Origin of the sequence: Micromonospora sp. NPDC048935 (assembly GCF_043197875.1) — a bacterium.
GTDB lineage: Bacteria > Actinomycetota > Actinomycetes > Mycobacteriales > Micromonosporaceae > Micromonospora.
Genome location: NZ_JBICTZ010000009.1, coordinates 237,221 through 257,919, shown reverse-complemented (window position 1 = coordinate 257,919; position 20,699 = coordinate 237,221). Strand labels below are relative to the sequence as shown.

The following is a 20,699-nucleotide window of genomic DNA, read 5'->3' as shown; positions in this document are numbered from 1 at the left end:
CCGTTTCCGAGAGCGGAGCACGCAACATGACCACATCGGCCGATCGGCTCGTCGACGCCCTCCGGGCATCGCTGACGGAGACGGAGAACCTGCGGCGGCAGAACAAGGAACTTGTCGCCGCGCTCAGCGAACCCGTCGCGATCGTCGGGATGGCCTGCCGCTACCCCGGCGGCGTCCGCACTCCCGAGGATCTGTGGCACCTGGTGACCGACGAGGTCGACGCGATGTCGTCGTTCCCAGGTGACCGTGGCTGGGACCTGGACGCGCTGTCCGACCCGGAGTCCGGCAGTTATGTGCAGGAGGGAGGCTTCGTCCACAGCGCCGCCGAGTTCGACGCCGAGTTCTTCCGCATCTCGCCGCGCGAGGCGCTCGCCATGGACCCGCAGCAGCGGGTGGTCCTGCAGGCCGCCTGGGAGGCGATCGAACGCGCCGGCATCGACGCCGCCTCGCTCAAGGGCACCCGTACCGGGGTGTTCATCGGCGCCGGTAGCCCCGGCTACGCCACCGATCTGAAGGAGATCCCGCAGGAGGTGCAGGGGTACACCCTGACCGGCCTCGCCACCAGCGTCGTGTCCGGCCGCATCGCGTACACCCTGGGGCTGGAGGGGCCGGCGGTCACCGTCGACACCGCCTGCTCCTCCTCGCTCGTCGCCCTGCACCTCGCCGTGCAGTCCCTGCGGCAGGGTGAGTGCGGCCTGGCGCTGGCCGGCGGCGTCACCATCATGTCCAGCCCCGGCGTGTTCCAGGAGTTCAGCCGGCAGCGCGGGCTCGCACCGGACGGGCGGTGCAAGGCGTTCGCCGCCGCGGCCGACGGGACGGGCTGGGCCGAGGGCGTGGGTGTGCTGCTGGTCGAGCGCCTGTCGGACGCCCGCCGCAACGGGCACAGGGTCCTCGCGGTGGTACGCGGCTCCGCCGTCAACCAGGACGGCGCGTCCAACGGACTGACCGCCCCCAACGGGCCGTCGCAGCAACGCGTCATCCGGCAGGCCCTGGACAACGCCCGCCTCACCACCGACCAGATCGACCTGTTGGAGGCGCACGGCACCGGCACGACGCTGGGCGACCCGATCGAGGCACAGGCACTGCTGGCCACCTACGGGCAGGGCCGCGCGACCGACCGTCCGCTCTGGCTGGGCTCGCTGAAGTCGAACATCGGCCACGCGCAGGCGGCGTCCGGTGTCGGCGGCGTTGTCAAGCTCGTGATGGCGCTGCAACACGGTGTGCTGCCGAAGACCCTGCACGTCGACGAGCCGACCCCACACGTCGACTGGGAATCCGGCGCGGTGTCCCTGCTCACCGAGGCCCGGCCCTGGCCGGAGACCGGCGAGCCCCGCCGTGGCGCGGTGTCGTCGTTCGGCGTCAGCGGCACCAACGCGCACGTCATCATCGAACAGGCGGAGCCCGCCCCGGCGGTGCCCACCGAACCGGCGCCCACCGGCGCGCCGGTCCCGTGGGTCCTGACCGCGCGCGACGGCGACAGCCTGATCCGCGTCGCCCAGCAGACCCGCGCCTTCCTGGAGACCCGGCCCCACCTGGGCATCCGTGAGATCGGCGGGGCCCTGGCCGGCAGCCGGGCCGCCCTTGAGCACCGCGCGGTGGTGATCGGGGCGGACCGGGCGGAACTGCTCGCCGGCCTGGACGCCGTGGCGGCCGGCACGCCTGCGGTGTCCGGCGTGGCCGAGTCGGCGTCGGCGTCGCGTCCGGTGTTCGTGTTCCCGGGTCAGGGTGCGCAGTGGGCCGGGATGGGTCTGGAGTTGGCGGAGGCGTTTCCGGTGTTCGCGGATGCGTTGGCCGAGTGTGCGGATGCGTTGCGGCCGGTGGTGGGTTGGGATCTGCTCGCGGAGTTGTCGGGTGATCTGTTGCGGGTGGATGTGGTGCAGCCGGCGTCGTGGGCGGTGATGGTGTCCCTCGCCCGGTTGTGGGAGTCGTTCGGTGTGTCGCCGGCTGCGGTGGTGGGTCATTCGCAGGGGGAGATCGCGGCGGCGGTGGTGGCGGGTGCGTTGTCGCTTGCTGATGGTGCCCGGGTGGTGGGGTTGCGGAGTCGGGTGATCGCGTCGCGGTTGGCTGGTCGGGGTGCGATGGCGGCGGTGGCTCTGCCGGTGGACGAGGTGCGGGCCGGGTTGACCGGTGGTGTGGCGGTGGCGGCGGTGAACGCGGAGTCGTCGGTGGTGGTCTCGGGTGATCCGGCGGAGGTTGATGCGTTGGTGGCGGGGTGGGATGCCGCGGGGGTGCGGGTGCGGCGGGTCGCGGTGGATTACGCGTCGCATTCACCGCAGGTGGAGGTGTTGCGTGCGGAGCTTCTGCGGGTGTTGGAGTCGGTCACCGCGCGTGCGTCGCGGGTGCCGTTCTATTCGACGGTGACCGGTGGTGTGCTCGACACGGCGACGATGGATGCGGAGTATTGGTATCGGAATCTGCGGCAGACGGTGGAGTTCGCCGCGACGGTGGAGGTGTTGCGGGCCGACGGGTTCGACACGTTCATCGAGTGCAGTTCGCATCCGGTGCTGACCCTCGGCATTCCGGAGGCGGTCGGGTCGTTGCGCCGTGACGACGGTGGTGCGCGTCGGTTCGTGACGAGCCTGGGTGAGGCGTACGTCACCGGGGTGCCCGTCGTCCTCACCGGCCTGGTCGGTGACGGCCCGGCCGTCGACCTGCCCACCTACCCCTTCCGGCGAAGCCGGTACTGGCTGCATGCCGACCCGGCGGAGACCACGACCCGCACCGACGCCGACGAGGTGGAGGCACGGTTCTGGGAGGCCGTCGAACGGGAGGACCTGGAGTCCCTGGCCGACTCGCTGCGCACCGACCAGGACGACCTCGAACGGGTGCTGCCGGCCCTGTCCGGCTGGCGTCGCCGGCACCGCGAGCACAGCACCATCGACTCCTGGCGCTACAAGACCGCCTGGCGGCCGGTCGCCGAGTCCGGCACGCCGGTGCTGTCCGGCACCTGGCTGCTCGCCGTGTCGGAATCGCTCACCGACGCCCCCTGGCACGACGCCGCCGAGACCGCACTCCGCGCCCACGGCGCCCGCGTCGTTCGCCTGCCCCTCGACGCCGGGGCCGGTCGCGACTACTACGCCGCCGTGCTGCGCGCCACGCTCGCCGCCACGCCCGACGTGACAGGCGTGCTGTCCCTCCTGCCCCTCGACGACCGGCCGCATCCCGAGCACCCGGCCACCGCGCGCGGGCTCACCGGCACGCTCGCCATGGTGCAGGCACTCGGCGACGTGGACATCGACGCGCCGTTCTGGTGCGCCACCCGTGGCGCCGTGTCGGTCGGTGCCTCCGACCCGCTCACCGCCCCCGCGCAGGCCACGGTCTGGGGCCTCGGCCGGGTGGTCGCCGAGGAGAGCCCGCACCGCTGGGGCGGCCTCGTCGACCTGCCCGCCGTCGCCGACAGCCGGGCGGGCGCCCGGCTGGCCGCCGTCCTCGCCGGGCTCGACGACGAGGACCAGGTGGCGATCCGCCGGTCCGGCGTCTACGGCAACCGCCTGATCCGTGCCGACTGGGGCGACGGCCGACCCCGCCGGGACTGGCGGCCGGACGGCACCGTGCTGGTCACCGGCGGCACCGGCGCGCTCGGCGGGCACGTCGCCCGGTGGCTGGCCGGCCGTGGCGCACCGCACCTGCTGCTGCTCAGCAGCCGCGGCCCGGACGCGCCCGGCGCCGACGACCTGCGCCGCGAGCTGACCGAGCTGGGCGCACGGGTCACCATCAGCGCCTGCGACGTCGCCGACCGGGCCGCGCTCGCCGCCGTCCTGGCCGGCGTGCCGGCCGAGTACCCGCTACGCGCCGTCGTGCACACCGCAGCCGTGCTGGACGACGGCGTCCTCGACGCGCTCACCCCCGGCCAGCTCGACCGGGTGCTGCGGGTCAAGGCCCTCGGCGCCGTGCACCTGGACGAGCTGACCCGTGACCTCGACCTGACCGCCTTCGTGCTGTTCTCGTCGTTCGCCGGCACCTTCGGCGTCGCCGGGCAGGGCAACTACGCGCCCGGCAACGCCTTCCTCGACGCCCTGGCCCGCGCCCGCCGTGCCGGCGGCCGGCCCGCCACCTCGATCGCCTGGGGGCACTGGTCCGGCGGCGGCATCGCGTCCGGCGCCGCCGAGGCCCAGCTGCGCCGCCGCGGCGGTTCCGAGATCGACCCGCCCACCGCGTTGCGCGCCCTCGGCGAGGTGCTCGACCACGACGAGACGGTGGTGGCACTGGCCCTGATCGAGTGGGAGCGGATCGCCGCCGGTGCCCGCGAGCTTGCCAGCCGGCCGCGCCCGTTCCTGCGTGAGCTGACCGACGTCCGGCGGCTGCTCGCCGGCGAGGGTGCCGCGACCGGCCCGGACCCGGCCGCGGGCGGCACCCCGCTGGCCGACCGGCTCGCCGGGCTGCCCGAGGCCGAACGCGACCGCGCCGTCCTGGACCTGGTACGCGGCCAGGTCGCCGCCGTACTCGGTCACGGCTCGCCGGACGCGGTGCACGGCGGCCGCCCGTTCCGGGAGCTCGGCTTCGACTCGCTCACCTCGGTCGAGCTGCGAAACCGGCTGAGCACCGTCACCGGCCTGAAACTGCCGGCCACCGTCGTCTTCGACCACCCGACACCCGACGCGCTGGCCCGCCATCTCCGGACGATCGCGACCGGCGGGAACGAGCCGGCAGGCGTCCCGGAACCGCCGACGACGGCAGCCGCGACCGGCGACGACCCGGTCGTCATCGTCGGCATGAGCTGCCGGCTGCCCGGCGGCGCCGACACCCCCGACGACCTGTGGCAGCTCGTCGCCGACGAACGTGACGCGGTCGGCGGGCTACCGACCGACCGCGGCTGGGACGTCGAGACGCTTGTCGCCGCCGGCGTCGACGTGCCCGGCATGCGTTTCGTCCGCCAGGGCGGCTTCCTGCGCGACGCCGCCTCGTTCGACGCCGGGTTCTTCGGCATCCCCGGCCACGAGGCGCTCGCCATGGACCCGCAGCACCGGCTGCTGCTGGAGATGTCCTGGGAGGCGATCGAACGCGCCGGCATCGCACCCCGGACCCTGAGCGGTGAGTCCGTCGGCGTGTTCGTCGGCACCTTCTCCCAGGGCTACTGGACCGGCATGCAGGAGGTGCCCGAGGACACCCGGCCGCACCTCAGCGGCGGCATCTCCCCGGCGCTCGCCGCCGGACGGATCGCCTACGCACTCGGCCTGGAGGGCCCGGTGCTGACCCTCGACACCGGCTGCTCGTCCTCCGCCGTCGCGCTGCACCTGGCCGTGCAGGCGGTCCGGGCCGGCGAGTGCGACCTGGCGCTCGCCGGCGGCGCGTCCGTGCTCGCGAACCCCGCCGTCTCACCCGACATGGGGGTCGGCGCCGCCGGCGACGGGCGCTGCAAGTCCTACTCCGAGGCCGCCGACGGCACCGGATGGGGCGAAGGCGCCGGCGTGCTCGTCGTCGAACGACTCTCCGCGGCCCGCCGCGCCGGCCACCCCGTCCTCGCGGTGATCCGCGGCACCGCCGTCAACCACAACGGAGGCGGCAACGGCCTGGGCGCGCCCAACGGCCCGTCGCAACGCCGCGTCATCCGCCAGGCCCTCACGAACGCCGGTCTCACGCCCGCCGACGTCGACGTCGTCGAGGGACACGGCACCGGCACCCCGCTCGGCGACCCGATCGAGGCCGAGGCCCTGATGGCGGTCTACGGCGCCGGCCGTGACCCCAGCCGGCCACTCTGGCTCGGCACGGTCAAGTCGAACCTCGGACACCCGCAGGCCGCGTCCGGCGTGGTCGGGGTGATCAAGACCGTGCAGTCCATGCGGTACGGCATCCTGCCGCGATCGCTGCACTCCGACGAGCCGAGCGGTTACGTCGACTGGACCGCGGGCGGCGTCCGGCTGCTGACCAAGACGGTGCCCTGGCCGGCGACCGGCCGCCCGCGTCGGGCCGGCGTCTCGTCGTTCGGCGCCAGCGGCACGAAGGTCCACGTCATCCTGGAGCAGGGCGACAGCACGGAGCAGGCCGACCGTCCGGAGCGGACGGTCACGAACCCGCCCCAGGTGGTCCCGGTCGTGCTGTCCGCGCGCGACGACGCCGCGCTGCGCGCCCAGGCCGCCCGGCTGCACGGCCATCTCGCCGCGCGGCCGGCCCTGGCCGTGGCGGACGTCGCCTGGACCCAGGCCGTGGGCCGCTCCCCGCACCCGCACCGGACCGTGCTGCTCGCCACCGGGCGTGCCGGACTGCTCGACGGCCTCGCCGCCGTCGCGGCCGGCCACCCGGACACGACCGCGGTGTCCGGCGAGGCACCCCCGAACGAGCCGGCGGTGACCTGCGTGTTCCCCGGGGAACCGGTCGACGCGGACGCGGTCCGGCGGCTGCACGCCACATATCGGCCCTTCGCGGACGCGGTCGACGTCGTCGCCGCGCACCTCGACCCGATCCTCGACCGGCCGTTGCTCGACGTGCTGCTCGACGGTGACGAGCAGCCACCCGCACCCGGTTCGATGCTGGCCCACGCGGCTTCCCTGGCGGTCGAGTACGCCCAGTTCACGCTGCTGCGGTACGTGGGTGTGCCGGTCACCGCGGTCACCGGGCGGGGCCCCGGCGCGATCGCCGCGGCCCTCGCCGCCGAGGCCGTCGAACCCCAGGACGCGGCGCGACTCCTGGCCGCGCTCGCCGAGGGACGGCCGGCCCCGGCCGACGGCTGGCGGACGCCGGTGTTGCAGGTGCTGTCGCCCACCGGGCCCGACGACCTGGCCGACGCGTGGGACGCGGACACCGTGACCGTCGCCGAGGACGGCGTCACCGTCCGGGCCGGCGTGCCGGACGACGGCATACTGCGCACGCTCGCGGCTCTGCACGTCGCCGGGGCGCCGGTCGACTGGGCCCGGGTGCTCGGCACCGCCGCCGGCCGGCTGGTCGACCTGCCCACATACCCCTTCCAGCGGGAACGCTACTGGCTGCGTACCCCGCTGGACGGACTCCTCAGCGGCGTCGCTGCCGAGTGAACCGCTCCGCCACCTTCGGGAAGGACGTCATGTCGCACGATCTCCGTACCAGCCGATGGATTCAGAAGCTGGGCACGCAGCACGGCGACCGGCCGCGCCTGCTGTGCCTGCCGCACGCGGGCGGGTCCGGCTCGTTCTACCACCCGCTCAGCGTCCACCTCGGTGCCACCGTCGACGTGTTCGCCGTGCAGTACCCCGGTCGCCAGGAGCGGCGCAGCGAACCGCCGCTGGTCACGATCGACGAGTTGGCCGAACGGATCCACGCCGAACTCACCACGTGGACGGACCGGCCGCTTGTGCTGTTCGGGCACAGCATGGGAGCGGTGATCGGGTACGAGGTTGGCCGCCGGTTGGAGCGCGACGGCGTCCCGCCGGCCGGCCTCATCGTGTCCGGTCGGCGGGCTCCCTCGCTACACGTCGAGGAGAGTCTGCACCGCCGTGGCGACCAGGCGCTCATCGCCGAGGTGCGGCAGCTCAGCGGTACCGCCGCCGCCCTGCTCGAAGACGCGGAGCTGCTGGAGATGATCCTGCCGGCGCTGCGTGCCGACTACCGGGCCATCGAGACCTACCGGCACCGGCCGGGCCGCGAACTCGACTGCCCGGTCACCGCGTTGGTCGGCGAGGACGACCACCGGGCCTCGGTCGACCATGTCCGGGCCTGGCGGGAGCACACCACCGGCGCGTTCGACCTGCGCACGTTCCCCGGCGGCCACTTCTACCTGAACAACCGCTGGCCCGACGTCGCGGCCGCGATCCGCGCCGCCGTCACGTCGTTCACCGCCCCGGTCCTGCCGTGACCGGGCACCCCGCTTGCCGCCACGGCAGCCACACGCGCCACGACTGAATTCGACAAGAGACCGGACCGCCGGACGCGACCGCGTCCGGCGGTCCGTTGCTGGCCTGCCGGCGGTCCGTTGCTGGCCTGCCGGCGGTCCGTTGCTGGCCTGCTGGAGTACCAGGCTGGCGGCTGGCGGCTGGCGGATGGCGTGCGGGGGTGTTGGCGCGCTGCCTCCTGTGCCGTGCCGGCTTGCTGCCGTGGCAGGCTGTGTGGCCCGGGCGCCGATGAGGCGACCCGGGCCACGGGAGCGCCGGTCAGACCACCGAAGGGGGTCGGCAGGGGCCTGACCGGCGGCGCGGGCTGGTCAGACCCGCTGGCTCTCATCCGTCGTGCCTGGCGACGACTCCGGCGCCGGCTCCGGCCCGCCGCCGGCACCGACCACCGGGGCGGGGCGGGGCCGGCCGCGCCCGGGGCGCCACCAGGCCGCGTTGCCGAGCAGGCTCATCACGGCCGGCACCAGCACCATCCGAATCACCGTGGCATCCATGATGACGGCGGTGGCCAGGCCGATACCGATCATCTGGATCAACGTCTCGGGAACCGAGACGAAGCTCAGGAAGACACACGCCATGATGATCGCCGCCGCCGAGATGACCCGCGCCGTGGTGCCGATGCCGACCACCACGGCGCGGTGCGGATCACCATCTTTGTCGTACGACTCGCGGACCGCGGAGAGCAGGAACACCTCGTAGTCCATCGACAGTCCGAACAGCACGGCGAACAGGATCATCGGGACCGCGGACATGATGGGCACCGTCTTGTCGATGCCGAGCAGGTCCAGGCCCCAGCCCCACTGGAACATGGCGATGATGACGCCGAACGACACACCGATCGACAGCAGCGTCATCACCGCGGCCTTCAGCGCGACCACCGGCGCCCGGAACATCAGCAGCAACAGCAGCATGCCCGCGCCGACCACGGCCAGGATCACCCAGGGCAGCCGCTCACCGACCACGTCGGCCATGTCGATCACCACCGCCGTCGCGCCACCGACCAGCGCCGTACCACCGGACGCGGCCAACGCCTCGGGCCCGATCGTGTCCCGGATGCGGTGGACCAGGTCGGACACCTCCTGGTCCTGCGGGGCGTACCGGGGGATGGCCGTGACCAGCGCGACCCCGCCGTCGTCCTGGCTGAGGGCCGGCGGCGTCACCAGCTCGACGTCGGGGTCGGCCGCGAGCGTGCGGGCCAGCGTGGCCAGGCCGGTCTCGTCCGCGCCGGTCACGGTGAGCACCAGCGGCGCGTTCCAGCCCGGCCCGTAGTGCTCGGCGATCAGGTCGTACGCCTGCCGCTGGGTGTTCTTGGCGGGCTGGATGCCGTCGTCCGGCGTGCCCAGCCGCAGGGACAGCACCGGCGAGGACAGCACCAGCAGGAAGGCGGTCGCCAGCAACGCGTAGAGCACGCGGAAGCGTTGCACGTGCCGGCCCCAGCGGTACGTCGGGCCGCTCTCGTCGTCCGGGTCGGCGGGGCCCGCCGCCCGGGTCCGGCGCGACAGCTTCGGGATGGCCAGCGAGTTGACCCGGTGCCCCAGCAGGCCGAGCAGTGCCGGCAGCAGCGTGATCGCGGCAACGACCATCACTGCCACCGTCACCGCGCCGGCGACACCCATCGCGCCGACGAAGGGAATGCCCGCGAAGCTCAGGCCGAGGATGGCCACCACGACCGTGCCGCCCGCGAACACCACCGCGTGCCCGGCGGCCGCGGTGGCGTGCCCGGCGGCGTGCACCGGTTCCTCGTGATGGGCGAGATTCGCCCGGAACCGGCTGAGCACGAACAGGGCGTAGTCGATGCCGGCGCCGAGACCGAGCATCACCGCGATGATCGGCGCGGACGAGGGGATGTCGACGAACAGGCCGACGAGCAGGACGATCGCGGTGCCGACCACGATTCCGACGCCGGCGACGAGGAGCGGCAGCCCGGCGGCGACCAGCGACCCGAACGCGATGATCAGCACGAGCAGGGCGGCCCCGACGCCGACCAGTTCGGCGGCGGACGTGGTGGGTTCGGTGCCCAGGTCGACGACCGCGCCGCGGTACTCGACCTGCAGGCCGGCGGCCTCGGCCGGCTTGGCGGCCTCGCGCAGCCGGTCGTAGTGGGTGCCGTCGAGCTCGCCCAACTCCTTGCCGTAGTCGACGTTGACCATCGCGGCGCGTCCGTCCGGGCTCGGGAACGGATCGTCCACCGCCGCCACGTCCTCCTGACCGCGGATCGCGGTGATCATCTGCCCCACCGCGGCCTGCCGCGCCGGATCCTGCAGGTTGCCCCCCTCGGCGCGCCAGACGATCGTCGCGCTCACCACGCCGTAGGTCGGGAAGTGTTCCCGGGCCACGTCGGTGGCCTTCTGGGATTCGGTGCCGGGCACCCGGAAGTCGTTGACGAACGTGCTCCCGGCCGTCTGGCCGACCCCGAGCAGCACGCCGGCCGCGAACAGCCAGAGGAGGAGGGTCCGCCAGGGGTGTCGCGCGCAGAGGCGACCGAGCCGGTCCAGTGGGCGTTCCATGCCTTTCAGGGATACAGCATTCGGTGCAAATATGCAACGAGTGCGTTTATTTACCGAGTGTCAGAAGAGTAGAGTTGGTTGCGTGACACAACCAATCGGCCTGCGCGAACGCAAGAAGCGGCGCACGCGCGCGGCGCTGATCACCGCGGCGGTCGAGCTCGTCTCCAGCAAGGGGTACGACGAGACGACCATCGCCGAGATCGCCGCCGCCGCCGACATCGCGCCACGCACGTTCTTCGCCTACTTCCCTGGCAAAGAGGACATCTTGTTCGCCGACTCGCAGTCGCGGGTCGACGAGATCGCCGCGCTGGTCGCCGAGCGGCACCCCGGGGAGGCCGTGGCCGACGTGCTGCTGCGCGCACTGCGCACGGCGGTGACCTCCGGCGCGGCGACCCGCGACCTGACCGGTGACCTGGCCGTCCGCCGGGTGCACGTGGTGCTGTCCACGCCGGCGTTGCAGGCCGGGGTGCTGCGCCGCATGGTCTCCGCGCAGCACCAGCTGACCGCGGCGCTGCTGACCGCCTTCCCCGGTGAGCTGTCGGAGGGTGATGCGGCGGCCGCGGTCGGCGCCCTGGTCGGCTCGATGGTCACCGTCGCGTTCACCACCTTCGCCCGCAACCCGTCGCCGGAGGAACTGCTGCGGGTGCTGCTGAGCGCCACCCGCGTAGCCCTCGACGGCATCCGCTCCCTCGGCCCGGCGGCGGAGCGGCCCGCGGCGGAGTGACCCGCGGCCCGGCGGCGGAGCGGCCCGCGGCGGAGTGACCCGCGGCCCGGCGGCCCGGCGGCGGGGCGGCCCGGCGGCGGAGTGACCCGCGGCGGAGCAGCCTGCGGCGGAGTGACCCCAGCCCGGTGACCCCTGGCCCGGTGGCCTCGGGTCCGTGGCCTGTGGGCCGACGGTGCCTGGCCAGGTGATTCTCGGCGCGGCCAGGGTCGATGTCTGGGGTCTGGCCGGGGGACCGCACTAGGGCTCCGCGTCCCGCCCCACCCGCAGAATCGACTCGCTACCCCACGGTCGCCGTAGCCCGCCGGTCCACCGGCGCCTGCGGCGGCGGCCGGCTTCGGCCGGACGGGCAGCTGAGGGAATCCAGCGGGGAGCTGACGGAATGACGAGCGACTTCGCCGACGCGCACATCGCGGTGACCGGCATCGCCTGCCGGCTGCCCGGCGCGCCGGACCCGGGCCGGTTCTGGGAGCTGCTGCGCACCGGGACGGACGCGGTGACGGTGCCCGGCGAGGGCCGCCGGGACCAGCCGGGCCTGCCGCCGCGGGCGGGGTTCCTCGACCGGATCGACACGTTCGACCCGGAGTTCTTCGGCATCTCCCCACGGGAGGCCGCGAACGTCGACCCGCAGCAGCGGCTCCTGCTGGAGCTCGCCTGGGAGGCGCTGGAGGACGCCGGCACCGTGCCGGGCAGCCTGCGGGGCAGCCGGACCGCCGTGCTGACCGCCGCGATCTGGGACGACTACCACGACCTGACGCAGCGGCGCGGCGCGGACGGGCTCAACCACCACTCGTTCACCGGCACCCGCCGAGCCATGCTCGCCAACCGGCTGTCGTACGTGCTCGGCCTCACCGGCCCCAGCCTCACCGTCGACAGCGGACAGTCGTCGTCCCTGGTGGCCGTGCACCTGGCCGGTGAGGCACTGCGCCGGGGCGAGGCCACGACCGCGATCGTGGGTGGCGTCAACCTCATCGCCGGGCCGGGCTCCACGGCCACCTCCGCGCGGATGGGCGCGCTGTCGCCCACCGGCCGGTGCCACACCTTCGACGCGCGGGCCGACGGCTACGTGCGCGGTGAGGGCGGCGTGGTGCTGGTGCTGAAGGTCCTCGACCAGGCGCTCGCCGACGGCGACCGGGTGTACGCCGTGCTGCGCGGGTCGGCCGTCAACAACGACGGTGGTGGCGGCGCCCTCGGCGAACCGCAGCGGGCCGCCCAGGAGGAGGTTCTCCGCCTGGCCCACCGGCGGGCCGGGACGGATCCGGCCGCCGTGCACTATGTCGAGCTGCACGGCACCGGAACACCGGCCGGGGATCCGGTCGAGGCCGCCGCCCTGGGCGCGGTTCTCGGGTCGGCCCGGCCGGCCGGTGACCCGCTTCCGGTCGGCTCGGTCAAGACCAACATCGGCCACCTGGAGGGCGCGGCCGGGATCGCCGGTCTGCTCAAGGTGATCCTCAGCGTGCACCACCGGGAGCTGCCGCCGAGCCTGCACTTCGAACGACCCCGTGCGGATGTCCCGCTGGATGTGCTCAACCTGCGCGTCCACACTCGCGGCGGCGCGTGGCCCGCTCCCGGCCCGGCACCGCTGGCCGGCGTGTCCTCGTTCGGCCTCGGTGGCACCAACTGCCACGTGGTCGTCGCCGGACACGCCGGTGTGTGGCTGGAAGGGGCCGGGACCGCCGAGCCGGACGCCGGCCGGACCCAACCCTGGATCCTGTCCGCCACCAGCGCCCACGCGCTGCGGGACCAGGCCGACCGGTTGCGGCGTCACCTGGTCGCGCATCCCGCCGCGGCGGTGGCCGACGTCGGATATTCGCTGGCCGTCACCCGCACCGCCTTCCGCCACCGGGCCGCCCTGATCGGCGCCGACCGGGCGGAACTCATGATGGCCCTGGACGCGCTGGCCGCCGGACTTCCCGCGCCCGCCGTGGTGGAGGACGTCGTGTCGCCGGGCGCGGACCGTCCGGTGTTCGTGTTCCCGGGGCAGGGCGCGCAGTGGGCGGGCATGGGCCTGGCACTCGCCGAGGCGTACCCGGTGTTCGCCGAATCCCTCGCCGAGTGCGCCGAGGCGTTGCGTCAGGTGGTCGACTGGGACCTGCACGCGGAGTTGGCCGGGGACCTGTCCCGGGTCGACGTGGTGCAGCCCGCCTCGTGGGCGGTGATGGTGTCCCTGGCACGGCTCTGGGAGTCCTGCGGCGTACGCCCGGCCGCCGTGATCGGGCACTCGCAGGGTGAGATCGCGGCCGCCGTCGTCGCGGGCGCGCTGTCGCTGCAGGACGGTGCCCGGGTCGTCGGTCTCCGCAGCCGGGTGATCGCGGCGCGGCTGGCCGGCAGCGGTGCGATGGCCTCCGTCGACCTGCCCGCCGAGCGGGTCCGCGGCGACCTTCCGCCCGAGGTCGCGATCGCGGTCGTCAACGCCCCCGGCTCGGTGGTGGTCTCCGGCGAGCCGGCCGCGGTGGACCGTCTGGTCGCCGGCTGGACCGGCGAGGGTGTCCGGGTCCGGCGCGTCGCGGTCGACTACGCGTCCCATTCACCGCAGGTCGAGCCGCTGCGCGAGGAACTGCTCGACGCGCTCGCCGGTGTTACGCCCGTGCCGTCGCGGGTGCCGTTCTGGTCCACGGTCACCGGTGGCGTGGTGGACACCGGCACACTGGACGCCGCCTACTGGTACCGCAACCTCCGGCAGACCGTGGAGTTCGCCGACACGGTCCGCGCCCTGCTCGCCGACGGCTTCCAGGCGTTTGTGGAGTGCAGCTCGCACCCGGTGCTGACCAGCGCCGTCCGGGACGCGGGGGCGGCCCTCGCGGCCGGGACGTTGCGCCGCGACGACGGCGGTCCCGCCCGGTTCCGTACCGCCCTCGCCGCCGCTTGGGCCGGTGGACTCGGCGTGGACTGGCGCGACCGGTATCCCGGGGCCCGGCGCGTCCCTCTGCCCACCTATGCCTTCCAACGGGAGCGTCACTGGCTTCCCCCGGCCGCCCACACCGAAGCGCCCGCCGCGCCGGCCGCCGACACCGCCGCACCCGCCGCCGACACCGCAGCGCCGGCCGCCCACACCGAGGCGCCCGCCGCCCGGACCACGTCGGCGCCCGTACCCGGGGACCTGCGCACGCTGGTCCGGGCGCACGCCGCGGCGGTGCTCGGCCTGCCGAACCCGGACCGGGTCGACGACGCCGTGCCGTTCCGGGACGCCGGGTTCGACTCGCACATGATCGGTGAACTGCGCGACCGGCTCAACCGGGCGACCGGCCTCACGCTGCCGTCCGACACGCTCTTCTCGCACCCGACGCCCGCGGCGCTGGCCGAGCGGCTCCGCGCCGACCTGTCCGGTGCCCCGGCCACGCCGTCCGGCCCGCAACGGCCGGTGCTCGAACCGGGCGAGCCGATCGCCGTCATCGGCATGGCCTGCCGTTTCCCGGGCGGCGTCCGGTCGCCGGAGGACCTGTGGCGGCTGGTCGACGACGGCGTGGACGCGATCTCCGGCTTCCCCGACGACCGGGGCTGGGACCTGGAAGCCTTGTTCGATCCCGACCCGGAGCACCCGGGCACGTCGTACGTGCGGCACGGCGGCTTCCTCGACGGCGCGACCGAGTTCGACGCCGGGTTCTTCGGCATCTCGCCGCGTGAGGCGTACGCGATGGACCCTCAGCAACGCGTCCTGCTGGAGACCTCGTGGGAGGCCGTCGAGCGTGCCGGGATCGCACCGGCGACCCTGGCCGGCACCGTCACCGGGGTGTTCGCCGGCGCCATGGCACCGGAGTACGGCGCCCGGCTCGACCAGGCGCCCGACGGCTTCGAGGGTCAGCTGCTCACCGGCACCGCCGGCAGCGTACTGTCCGGCCGGATCGCGTACACCCTGGGCCTGCACGGCCCGGCCGTCACCGTGGACACCGCCTGCTCCTCGTCGCTTGTCGCGCTGCACCTGGCCGCCCAGGCACTGCGCCAGGGCGAGTGCGACATGGCCCTGGCCGGCGGGGTCACGGTGATGTCCAGCCCCGGCATGTTCCTTGAGTTCAGCCGCCAGCGCGGGCTGGCGCCGGACGGCCGGTGCAAGGCATTCGGGGCCGGCGCGGACGGCACCGGCTGGGCCGAGGGCGTCGGCATGCTGGTCCTGGAACCGTTGTCCGCCGCGCGCCGCAACGGCCGGCGGGTGCTCGCGGTCATCCGCGGCTCCGCCGTCAACCAGGACGGCGCCTCGAACGGGCTCACCGCGCCGAACGGCGCGGCCCAGCAGCGGGTCATCACGCAGGCGCTGGCCGGCGCCGGGATCGACGCGCTGGGTGTGGACGCCGTGGAGGCGCACGGCACGGGCACCACGCTCGGCGACCCGATCGAGGCGCAGGCGCTGCTCGCCACGTACGGGCGCGACCGAACCGCCGCCGACCCGCTCCTCCTCGGCTCGCTGAAGTCGAACATCGGGCATGCCCAGGCGGCGGCCGGTGTCGGCGGCGTGATCAAGATGGTGATGGCGATGCGGCACCGCCGACTGCCGCGCACGCTGCACGCCGCCGAACCGACCCCGCACGTCGACTGGTCCGCCGGCCCGGTCGCGCTGCTGACCGAAGCGCGTCCGTGGCACGACCGCGGTCGCCCGCGCCGGGCCGGGGTGTCCTCGTTCGGGATCAGCGGCACGAACGCCCACCTGATCATCGAGGAGGCCCCGCCGGCCGATCCGGTGCCCACCCGCACCGGGCCGTCCGGGGCGACGACGGCGTGGCCGGTCTCCGCGTCTGACCCGGAGGCGCTGGCCGGGCAGGCCGCCCGGCTGCACGCGTACCTCCGGGCGCGTACCGACCTGCCGGCGGGCGACGTCGGACTCGCCCTCGCCACCGCCCGCGACCACCACCGGCATCGCGCCGTCGTGGTCGGGACCGACGCCGGGACGCTGCTCGACGGGCTCGCCGCCCTCGCCTCCGGGGAGACCACGGACACGGTCGTGTCGGGTGTCGCGGGCACCGGCCGGCCGGTGTTCGTGTTCCCCGGTCAGGGTGCGCAGTGGCCGGGCATGGGTCTGGAGCTGGCGGAGGCGTTTCCGGTGTTCGCGCAGTCGCTGGCCGAGTGTGCGGAGGCGTTGCGGCCGGTGGTGGGTTGGGATCTGCTCGCGGAGTTGTCGGGTGATCTGTCGCGGGTGGATGTGGTGCAGCCGGCGTCCTGGGCGGTGATGGTGTCCCTCGCCCGGTTGTGGGAGTCGTTCGGTGTCACCCCGGCGGCGGTGGTCGGTCACTCGCAGGGGGAGATCGCGGCGGCGGTGGTCGCGGGGGCGTTGTCGCTCGCCGATGGTGCCCGGGTGGTCGGCCTGCGCAGCCAGGTGATCGCGGCGAAGCTGGCCAGCAGCGGTGCGATGGCGTCGGTCAACCTGCCGGCCGCGGACGTCCGGGCCCGGCTGGACGACCGGGTCGCGATCGCCGCGGTCAACGCACCCGACTCGGTGGTGGTCTCCGGCGATCCGGTGGCCGTCGACGACCTCCTGGCCGGCTGGGAGCGGGACGGGGTACGGGTACGCCGCATCGCCGTCGACTACGCCTCCCACTCGCCCCAGGTGGAGGTGTTGCGGGACGAACTGCTCCGGACGCTCGCGGGCCTCACCCCGCTACCGTCGCGGGTGCCGTTCTACTCCACCGTCACGGCCACGGCCGTGGACACGTCCACTCTGGACGCCGACTACTGGTACCGGAACCTGCGGCAGACCGTGGAGTTCACCGGCGCGGTGCGCGCGCTCGTCGCGGACGGCTACGGGCTGTTCGTCGAGGCGAGCACGCACCCGCTGCTCGGCGGCGGCATCGCGGACATCGCCGCCGACGCCGGACGGGACGTGACGGCGGTCGGGACGCTGCGCCGCGACGACGGCGGTGCCGCGCGGTTCGTGCGCTCGCTCGCCGAGGCCCACGTACACGGCGCCACCGTCGACTGGACGCCGTGCCACCCCGGCGCGCGCCCCGCCGACCTGCCCACGTACGCGTTCCGGCGGACCCGCTACTGGATGACGGCCGCCCCCGCGTCCCGGACTGCGCCCGCGCACCCGCTCACCGCCACCGTCACCCCGCTGGCCGGCGGCGGCGGGGCGGTGCTCACCGGCGAGGTGTCCCGGGACACCGTGGCCTGGATCCCCGACCACGCGGTGGCCGACGTCGTCCTGCTGCCCGGCGCCGCCCTCGTCGAGCTCGCCCTGCGTGCCGGCGAGGAGAGCGGCTGCCGCACGCTCGCCGAGCTGACCCTCCAGGCGCCGCTCGTGCTGCCCGAGCGGGGTGGGCTGTCCCTGCAGGTCGTGGCCGGCGCCGCCGAGGACGGCACCGGTCGCCGGCCGGTCACCGTGCACTCCCGGCCGACCGCGGACGCGCCCTGGACCTGCCACGCCACCGGCGTGCTCGCACCGGCCACCGGACCCGGGGCGGACCTCGACGTCGCGTGGCCGCCACCTGCCGGGTCCGTCCCGGTCGACACGCTCTACGCCGACCTCGCCGGGCTCGGGTACCAGTACGGGCCGTCGTTCCGCGGCCTCCGCGCCGCCTGGCGTGACGGTGAGGACGTCTACGCCGAGGTCGCCCTGCCGGCCGGCGAGGAGCCCACGACCTCCGGGTACGCCGTGCACCCGGCCCTGCTCGACGCCTGCCTGCACACCGCGCTGCTCGGCCGGGTCGGGGGACCGCACCACCGGCCGGCGCTGCCGTTCGCGTTCACCGGCGTGCAGGTGCACGCCACCGGCGTCGCCACCGCGCGGGTACGCCTACGCCCGGCCGGTCCCGACGCGGTCACGCTGTCCGTCTGGGACGGCACCGGACGGCCGCTGGCCACCGTGGAGTCCCTCGTCCTGCGCGACGCCCCCGACCTCGCCGCCACGACCACCGACCTGTACCGCCTCGACTGGATCCCGACCGAACCGGCCGCCGGCACCGGCGACTGGGTCGTGCTGCCCGCCGGGGCGACCGACACCGGCACGCTCACCGGCCCGCCGCCCGCCTCGGTCATCGCCCCGGTGGGCACACCGGAAACGGTCACCGGTGCGGTGGACACCGCCCTCGCGCTGCTGCGCGGCTGGCTGGCCGACGAGCGGCTGGCCGGCACCCGACTGGTGTGGTTGATCGGCGGGGACAGCCCCGCCGAGGCCGCCGTCGCCGGCCTGATCCGGACCGCCCAGCGGGAGCACCCGGGCCGGTTCCTGATCCTGCACACCCCCGAACCGGACCGGTTCCTCGCCGACCACCCCGCCGTGCGCGCCGCGCTCGCCACCGGCGAGCCGGAACTGCGGGTCACGGCCGGCCGGCACGCGGTGCCCCGGCTGGTACGCGCCGGCCACCGGCCGCCGCTCGACCTGCCGGCTGCGGGGCCCTGGCGGCTCGGGCTCACCGGGCGCGGCACTCTCGACCACGTGGCGCCGCTGCCCGCGCCGGCCGCGGCGGCGCCCCTCGACGCCGGCTGGATCCGGATCCGGGTGGCCGCCGCCGGCCTCAACTTCCGCAACGTCCTGGTGGCGCTCGGCATGATCCCGGGGCACGACGGCATCGGGCTGGAGGGGTCCGGCACCGTGCTGGAGACGGGCCCCGGCGTCACCGACGTCGCGGTCGGTGACCGCGTGATGGGCCTGTTCCCAGACGCGATCGCGGACGTCGCCGTGGCCGACGCCCGCACGGTCGTGCCGGTGCCGCCGGGCTGGACCCCGGTGCAGGCGGCTGCCGTGCCGGTGGTGTTCGTCACCGCCTGGCTCGGCCTCGTCGAGCTCGCCGCGTTGCGGCCCGGTGACCGGATCCTGGTGCACGCCGCCACCGGCGGCCTCGGCCAGGCCGCCGTGCAGGTGGCCCAGCACGCCGGTGCGGAGGTGTTCGCCACCGCCGCCCCCGCCAAACAGCACCTGTTGCGCGCGCTCGGGCTGCCCGCGGACCACATCGCCTCGACCCGCGACCTGGACTTCCGCGACCGGTTCCTGGCCGCCACCGGCGGCGCCGGGGTGGACGTGGTGATGAACGCCCTCAGCGGCGAGTTCACCGACGCGTCGCTGGCGCTGCTGCCGCGCGGCGGACGCTTCGTCGAGATGGGCCGGACCGACGTCCGTGACCCGGCCGACGTCGCGGCAGCCCATCCCGGCGTCGACTACCGGCACTTCGACCTGCTCACCGAGCCCGCCGACCGGGTGGGCGCGGCGCTGCGCACCCTGGCGGAGTTGTTCGCCGCGGGCCGGTTGCGCCCGCCCGGCATCACCACCTGGGACGTCCGGTCCGCGCCCGAGGCGCTGGAGACGCTGCGCGGTGCCACCCAGCCCGGCAAGATCGTCCTCACCCTGCCCCGGCCGTGGGATCCCGGCCGGACGGTCCTGATCACCGGTGGCACCGGCACGCTCGGCGGTCTGCTGGCCCGGCACCTGGTCACCCGGCACGGCGTCCGCCACCTGCTGCTCACCAGCAGGCGTGGTCCGGCCGCCGAGGGCGCCGCGGAACTGACCGCGGAGTTGACCGCGCTCGGCGCCGACGTCCGGATCGCCGCCTGCGATGCGGCCGACCGGGACGCGTTGCGCCGTACGCTCGCCGAGATCCCGGCGGACCGCCCGCTCGGCGGTGTCGTGCACGCGGCAGGTGTCCTCGACGACGGGCTCGTCGAGTCACTGACCACCGAGCAGGTGCACCGGGTGGTCCGGGCGAAGTCCGACGCCGCGGCGCACCTCGACGCGCTCACCGAGGATCTCGATCTGGACGCGTTCGTGCTGTTCTCGTCGGTTGCCGGCACGCTCGGCACCGCCGGTCAGGGCAACTACGCCGCCGCGAACGCCGCACTGGACGCCGTCGCCCGCCGCCGCCGGGCCGCCGGCCGCCCGGCCGTGTCGCTGGCCTGGGGGCTGTGGCGGGAGGCGAGCGGAATGACCGGGCACCTGGGCGGGCGCGACGTCGGCCGGCTGGCCGGTGCCGGGGTGGCGCCGCTGGATTCCGCGACCGGCCTGGCACTCTTCGACGCCGCCCTCGCCGACGGGGCGCCGCACCTGGTCACCGCACGCCTCGACCTCGGCGCGATCGCGGCGGACGCGGGCGCGGGGGAGCTTCCGGCCGTCCTGCGCGGGCTGGTCGGGCCGGCCCGACGCCGCGCCACCGCCCCGCCCGCCGGTGCCGCGGAGGCGGACACCGGGACCGCTCTCGCCGCCCGGTTGGCCGCCGCCGCACCCGAGGACCGGCGGCACGCGTTGCTCGATCTGGTGCGCACGCACGCCGCCACGGTGCTGCGCCACGGCACGGTCCGGGACATCGGGCCGGACCGGCCGTTCCGGGAGGTCGGGTTCGACTCGCTGACCGCCGTCGAACTGCGCAACCGGATCAATACGGCCACCGGGCTGCGGCTGCCCAGCACGGTGATCTTCCGGCACCCCACGCCGGCGCTCCTGGCCGACCGGCTCCACCTGGACCTGTTCCCCGCGGCGCCGGACGACCTCGCCGCGGAGTCGGACGGAAGCGCGTCCGCGGTGCTGTCCGACCTCGACCGGTTGCGGTCCCGCCTCGCCGGCATCGTCGCCGACGCGGCCGGCCGCGACGAGATAGCCGACCGGCTCCGGCTGCTGCTCCGCGAGTTCGATGGGGCCACCGCCGACGCCGCCACGCTCGAGGACGAGCTGGCGGCCGCCACCGACGACGAGATGTTCGCGCTCATCGAGAAGGAGCTCGGTCTCGACTGAGTCCCGACCCCTGCGGAGGTTGTGCT

At 74.9% G+C, this 20,699-nt stretch carries 4 protein-coding genes and 1 pseudogene; 4 read left to right on the top strand and 1 reads right to left on the bottom strand.

All coding sequences use genetic code 11. From position 1 onward, the window contains the following. Positions 1-41 precede the first annotated feature (41 nt). Positions 42-6,968: pseudogene (locus ACGFIW_RS24665) on the top strand (type I polyketide synthase); the annotation flags it as partial. Between the two features lie 29 nt (positions 6,969-6,997). Next, positions 6,998-7,765: a thioesterase II family protein gene (locus ACGFIW_RS24660; protein WP_393320003.1), complete on the top strand. Its 768-nt coding sequence runs from the start codon at positions 6,998-7,000 to the stop codon at positions 7,763-7,765. A gap of 345 nt (positions 7,766-8,110) precedes the next feature. Here the strand turns inward: ACGFIW_RS24660 and ACGFIW_RS24655 are convergent, their stop codons facing one another. Beyond that, positions 8,111-10,306, bottom strand: a complete 2,196-nt coding sequence (locus ACGFIW_RS24655; protein ID WP_393320001.1) for an MMPL family transporter — start codon at positions 10,304-10,306, stop codon at positions 8,111-8,113. A gap of 82 nt (positions 10,307-10,388) precedes the next feature. Between ACGFIW_RS24655 and ACGFIW_RS24650 the strand changes: the two genes are divergently transcribed. Together ACGFIW_RS24650 and ACGFIW_RS24645 are read left to right on the top strand one after the other, a co-directional pair. Then, entirely contained in the window at positions 10,389-11,030 is a 642-nt protein-coding gene (locus tag ACGFIW_RS24650) for a TetR family transcriptional regulator (RefSeq protein WP_393319998.1), read from the top strand. A 379-nt stretch (positions 11,031-11,409) separates the two neighbouring features. After that, the gene (locus tag ACGFIW_RS24645; RefSeq protein WP_393319996.1) at positions 11,410-20,673 is read left to right on the top strand and encodes an SDR family NAD(P)-dependent oxidoreductase; all 9,264 of its coding nucleotides are present in this window, start codon (positions 11,410-11,412) and stop codon (positions 20,671-20,673) included. Positions 20,674-20,699 lie beyond the last annotated feature (26 nt).

What these genes read in the sequence shown, in the direction of transcription:
- ACGFIW_RS24660 (WP_393320003.1), top strand. Translation starts at nt 6,998, where the DNA reads ATGTCGCACGATCTCCGTACCAGCCGATGGATTCAGAAGCTGGGCACG.
- ACGFIW_RS24655 (WP_393320001.1), bottom strand. Translation starts at nt 10,306, where the DNA reads ATGGAACGCCCACTGGACCGGCTCGGTCGCCTCTGCGCGCGACACCCC.
- ACGFIW_RS24645 (WP_393319996.1), top strand. Translation starts at nt 11,410, where the DNA reads ATGACGAGCGACTTCGCCGACGCGCACATCGCGGTGACCGGCATCGCC.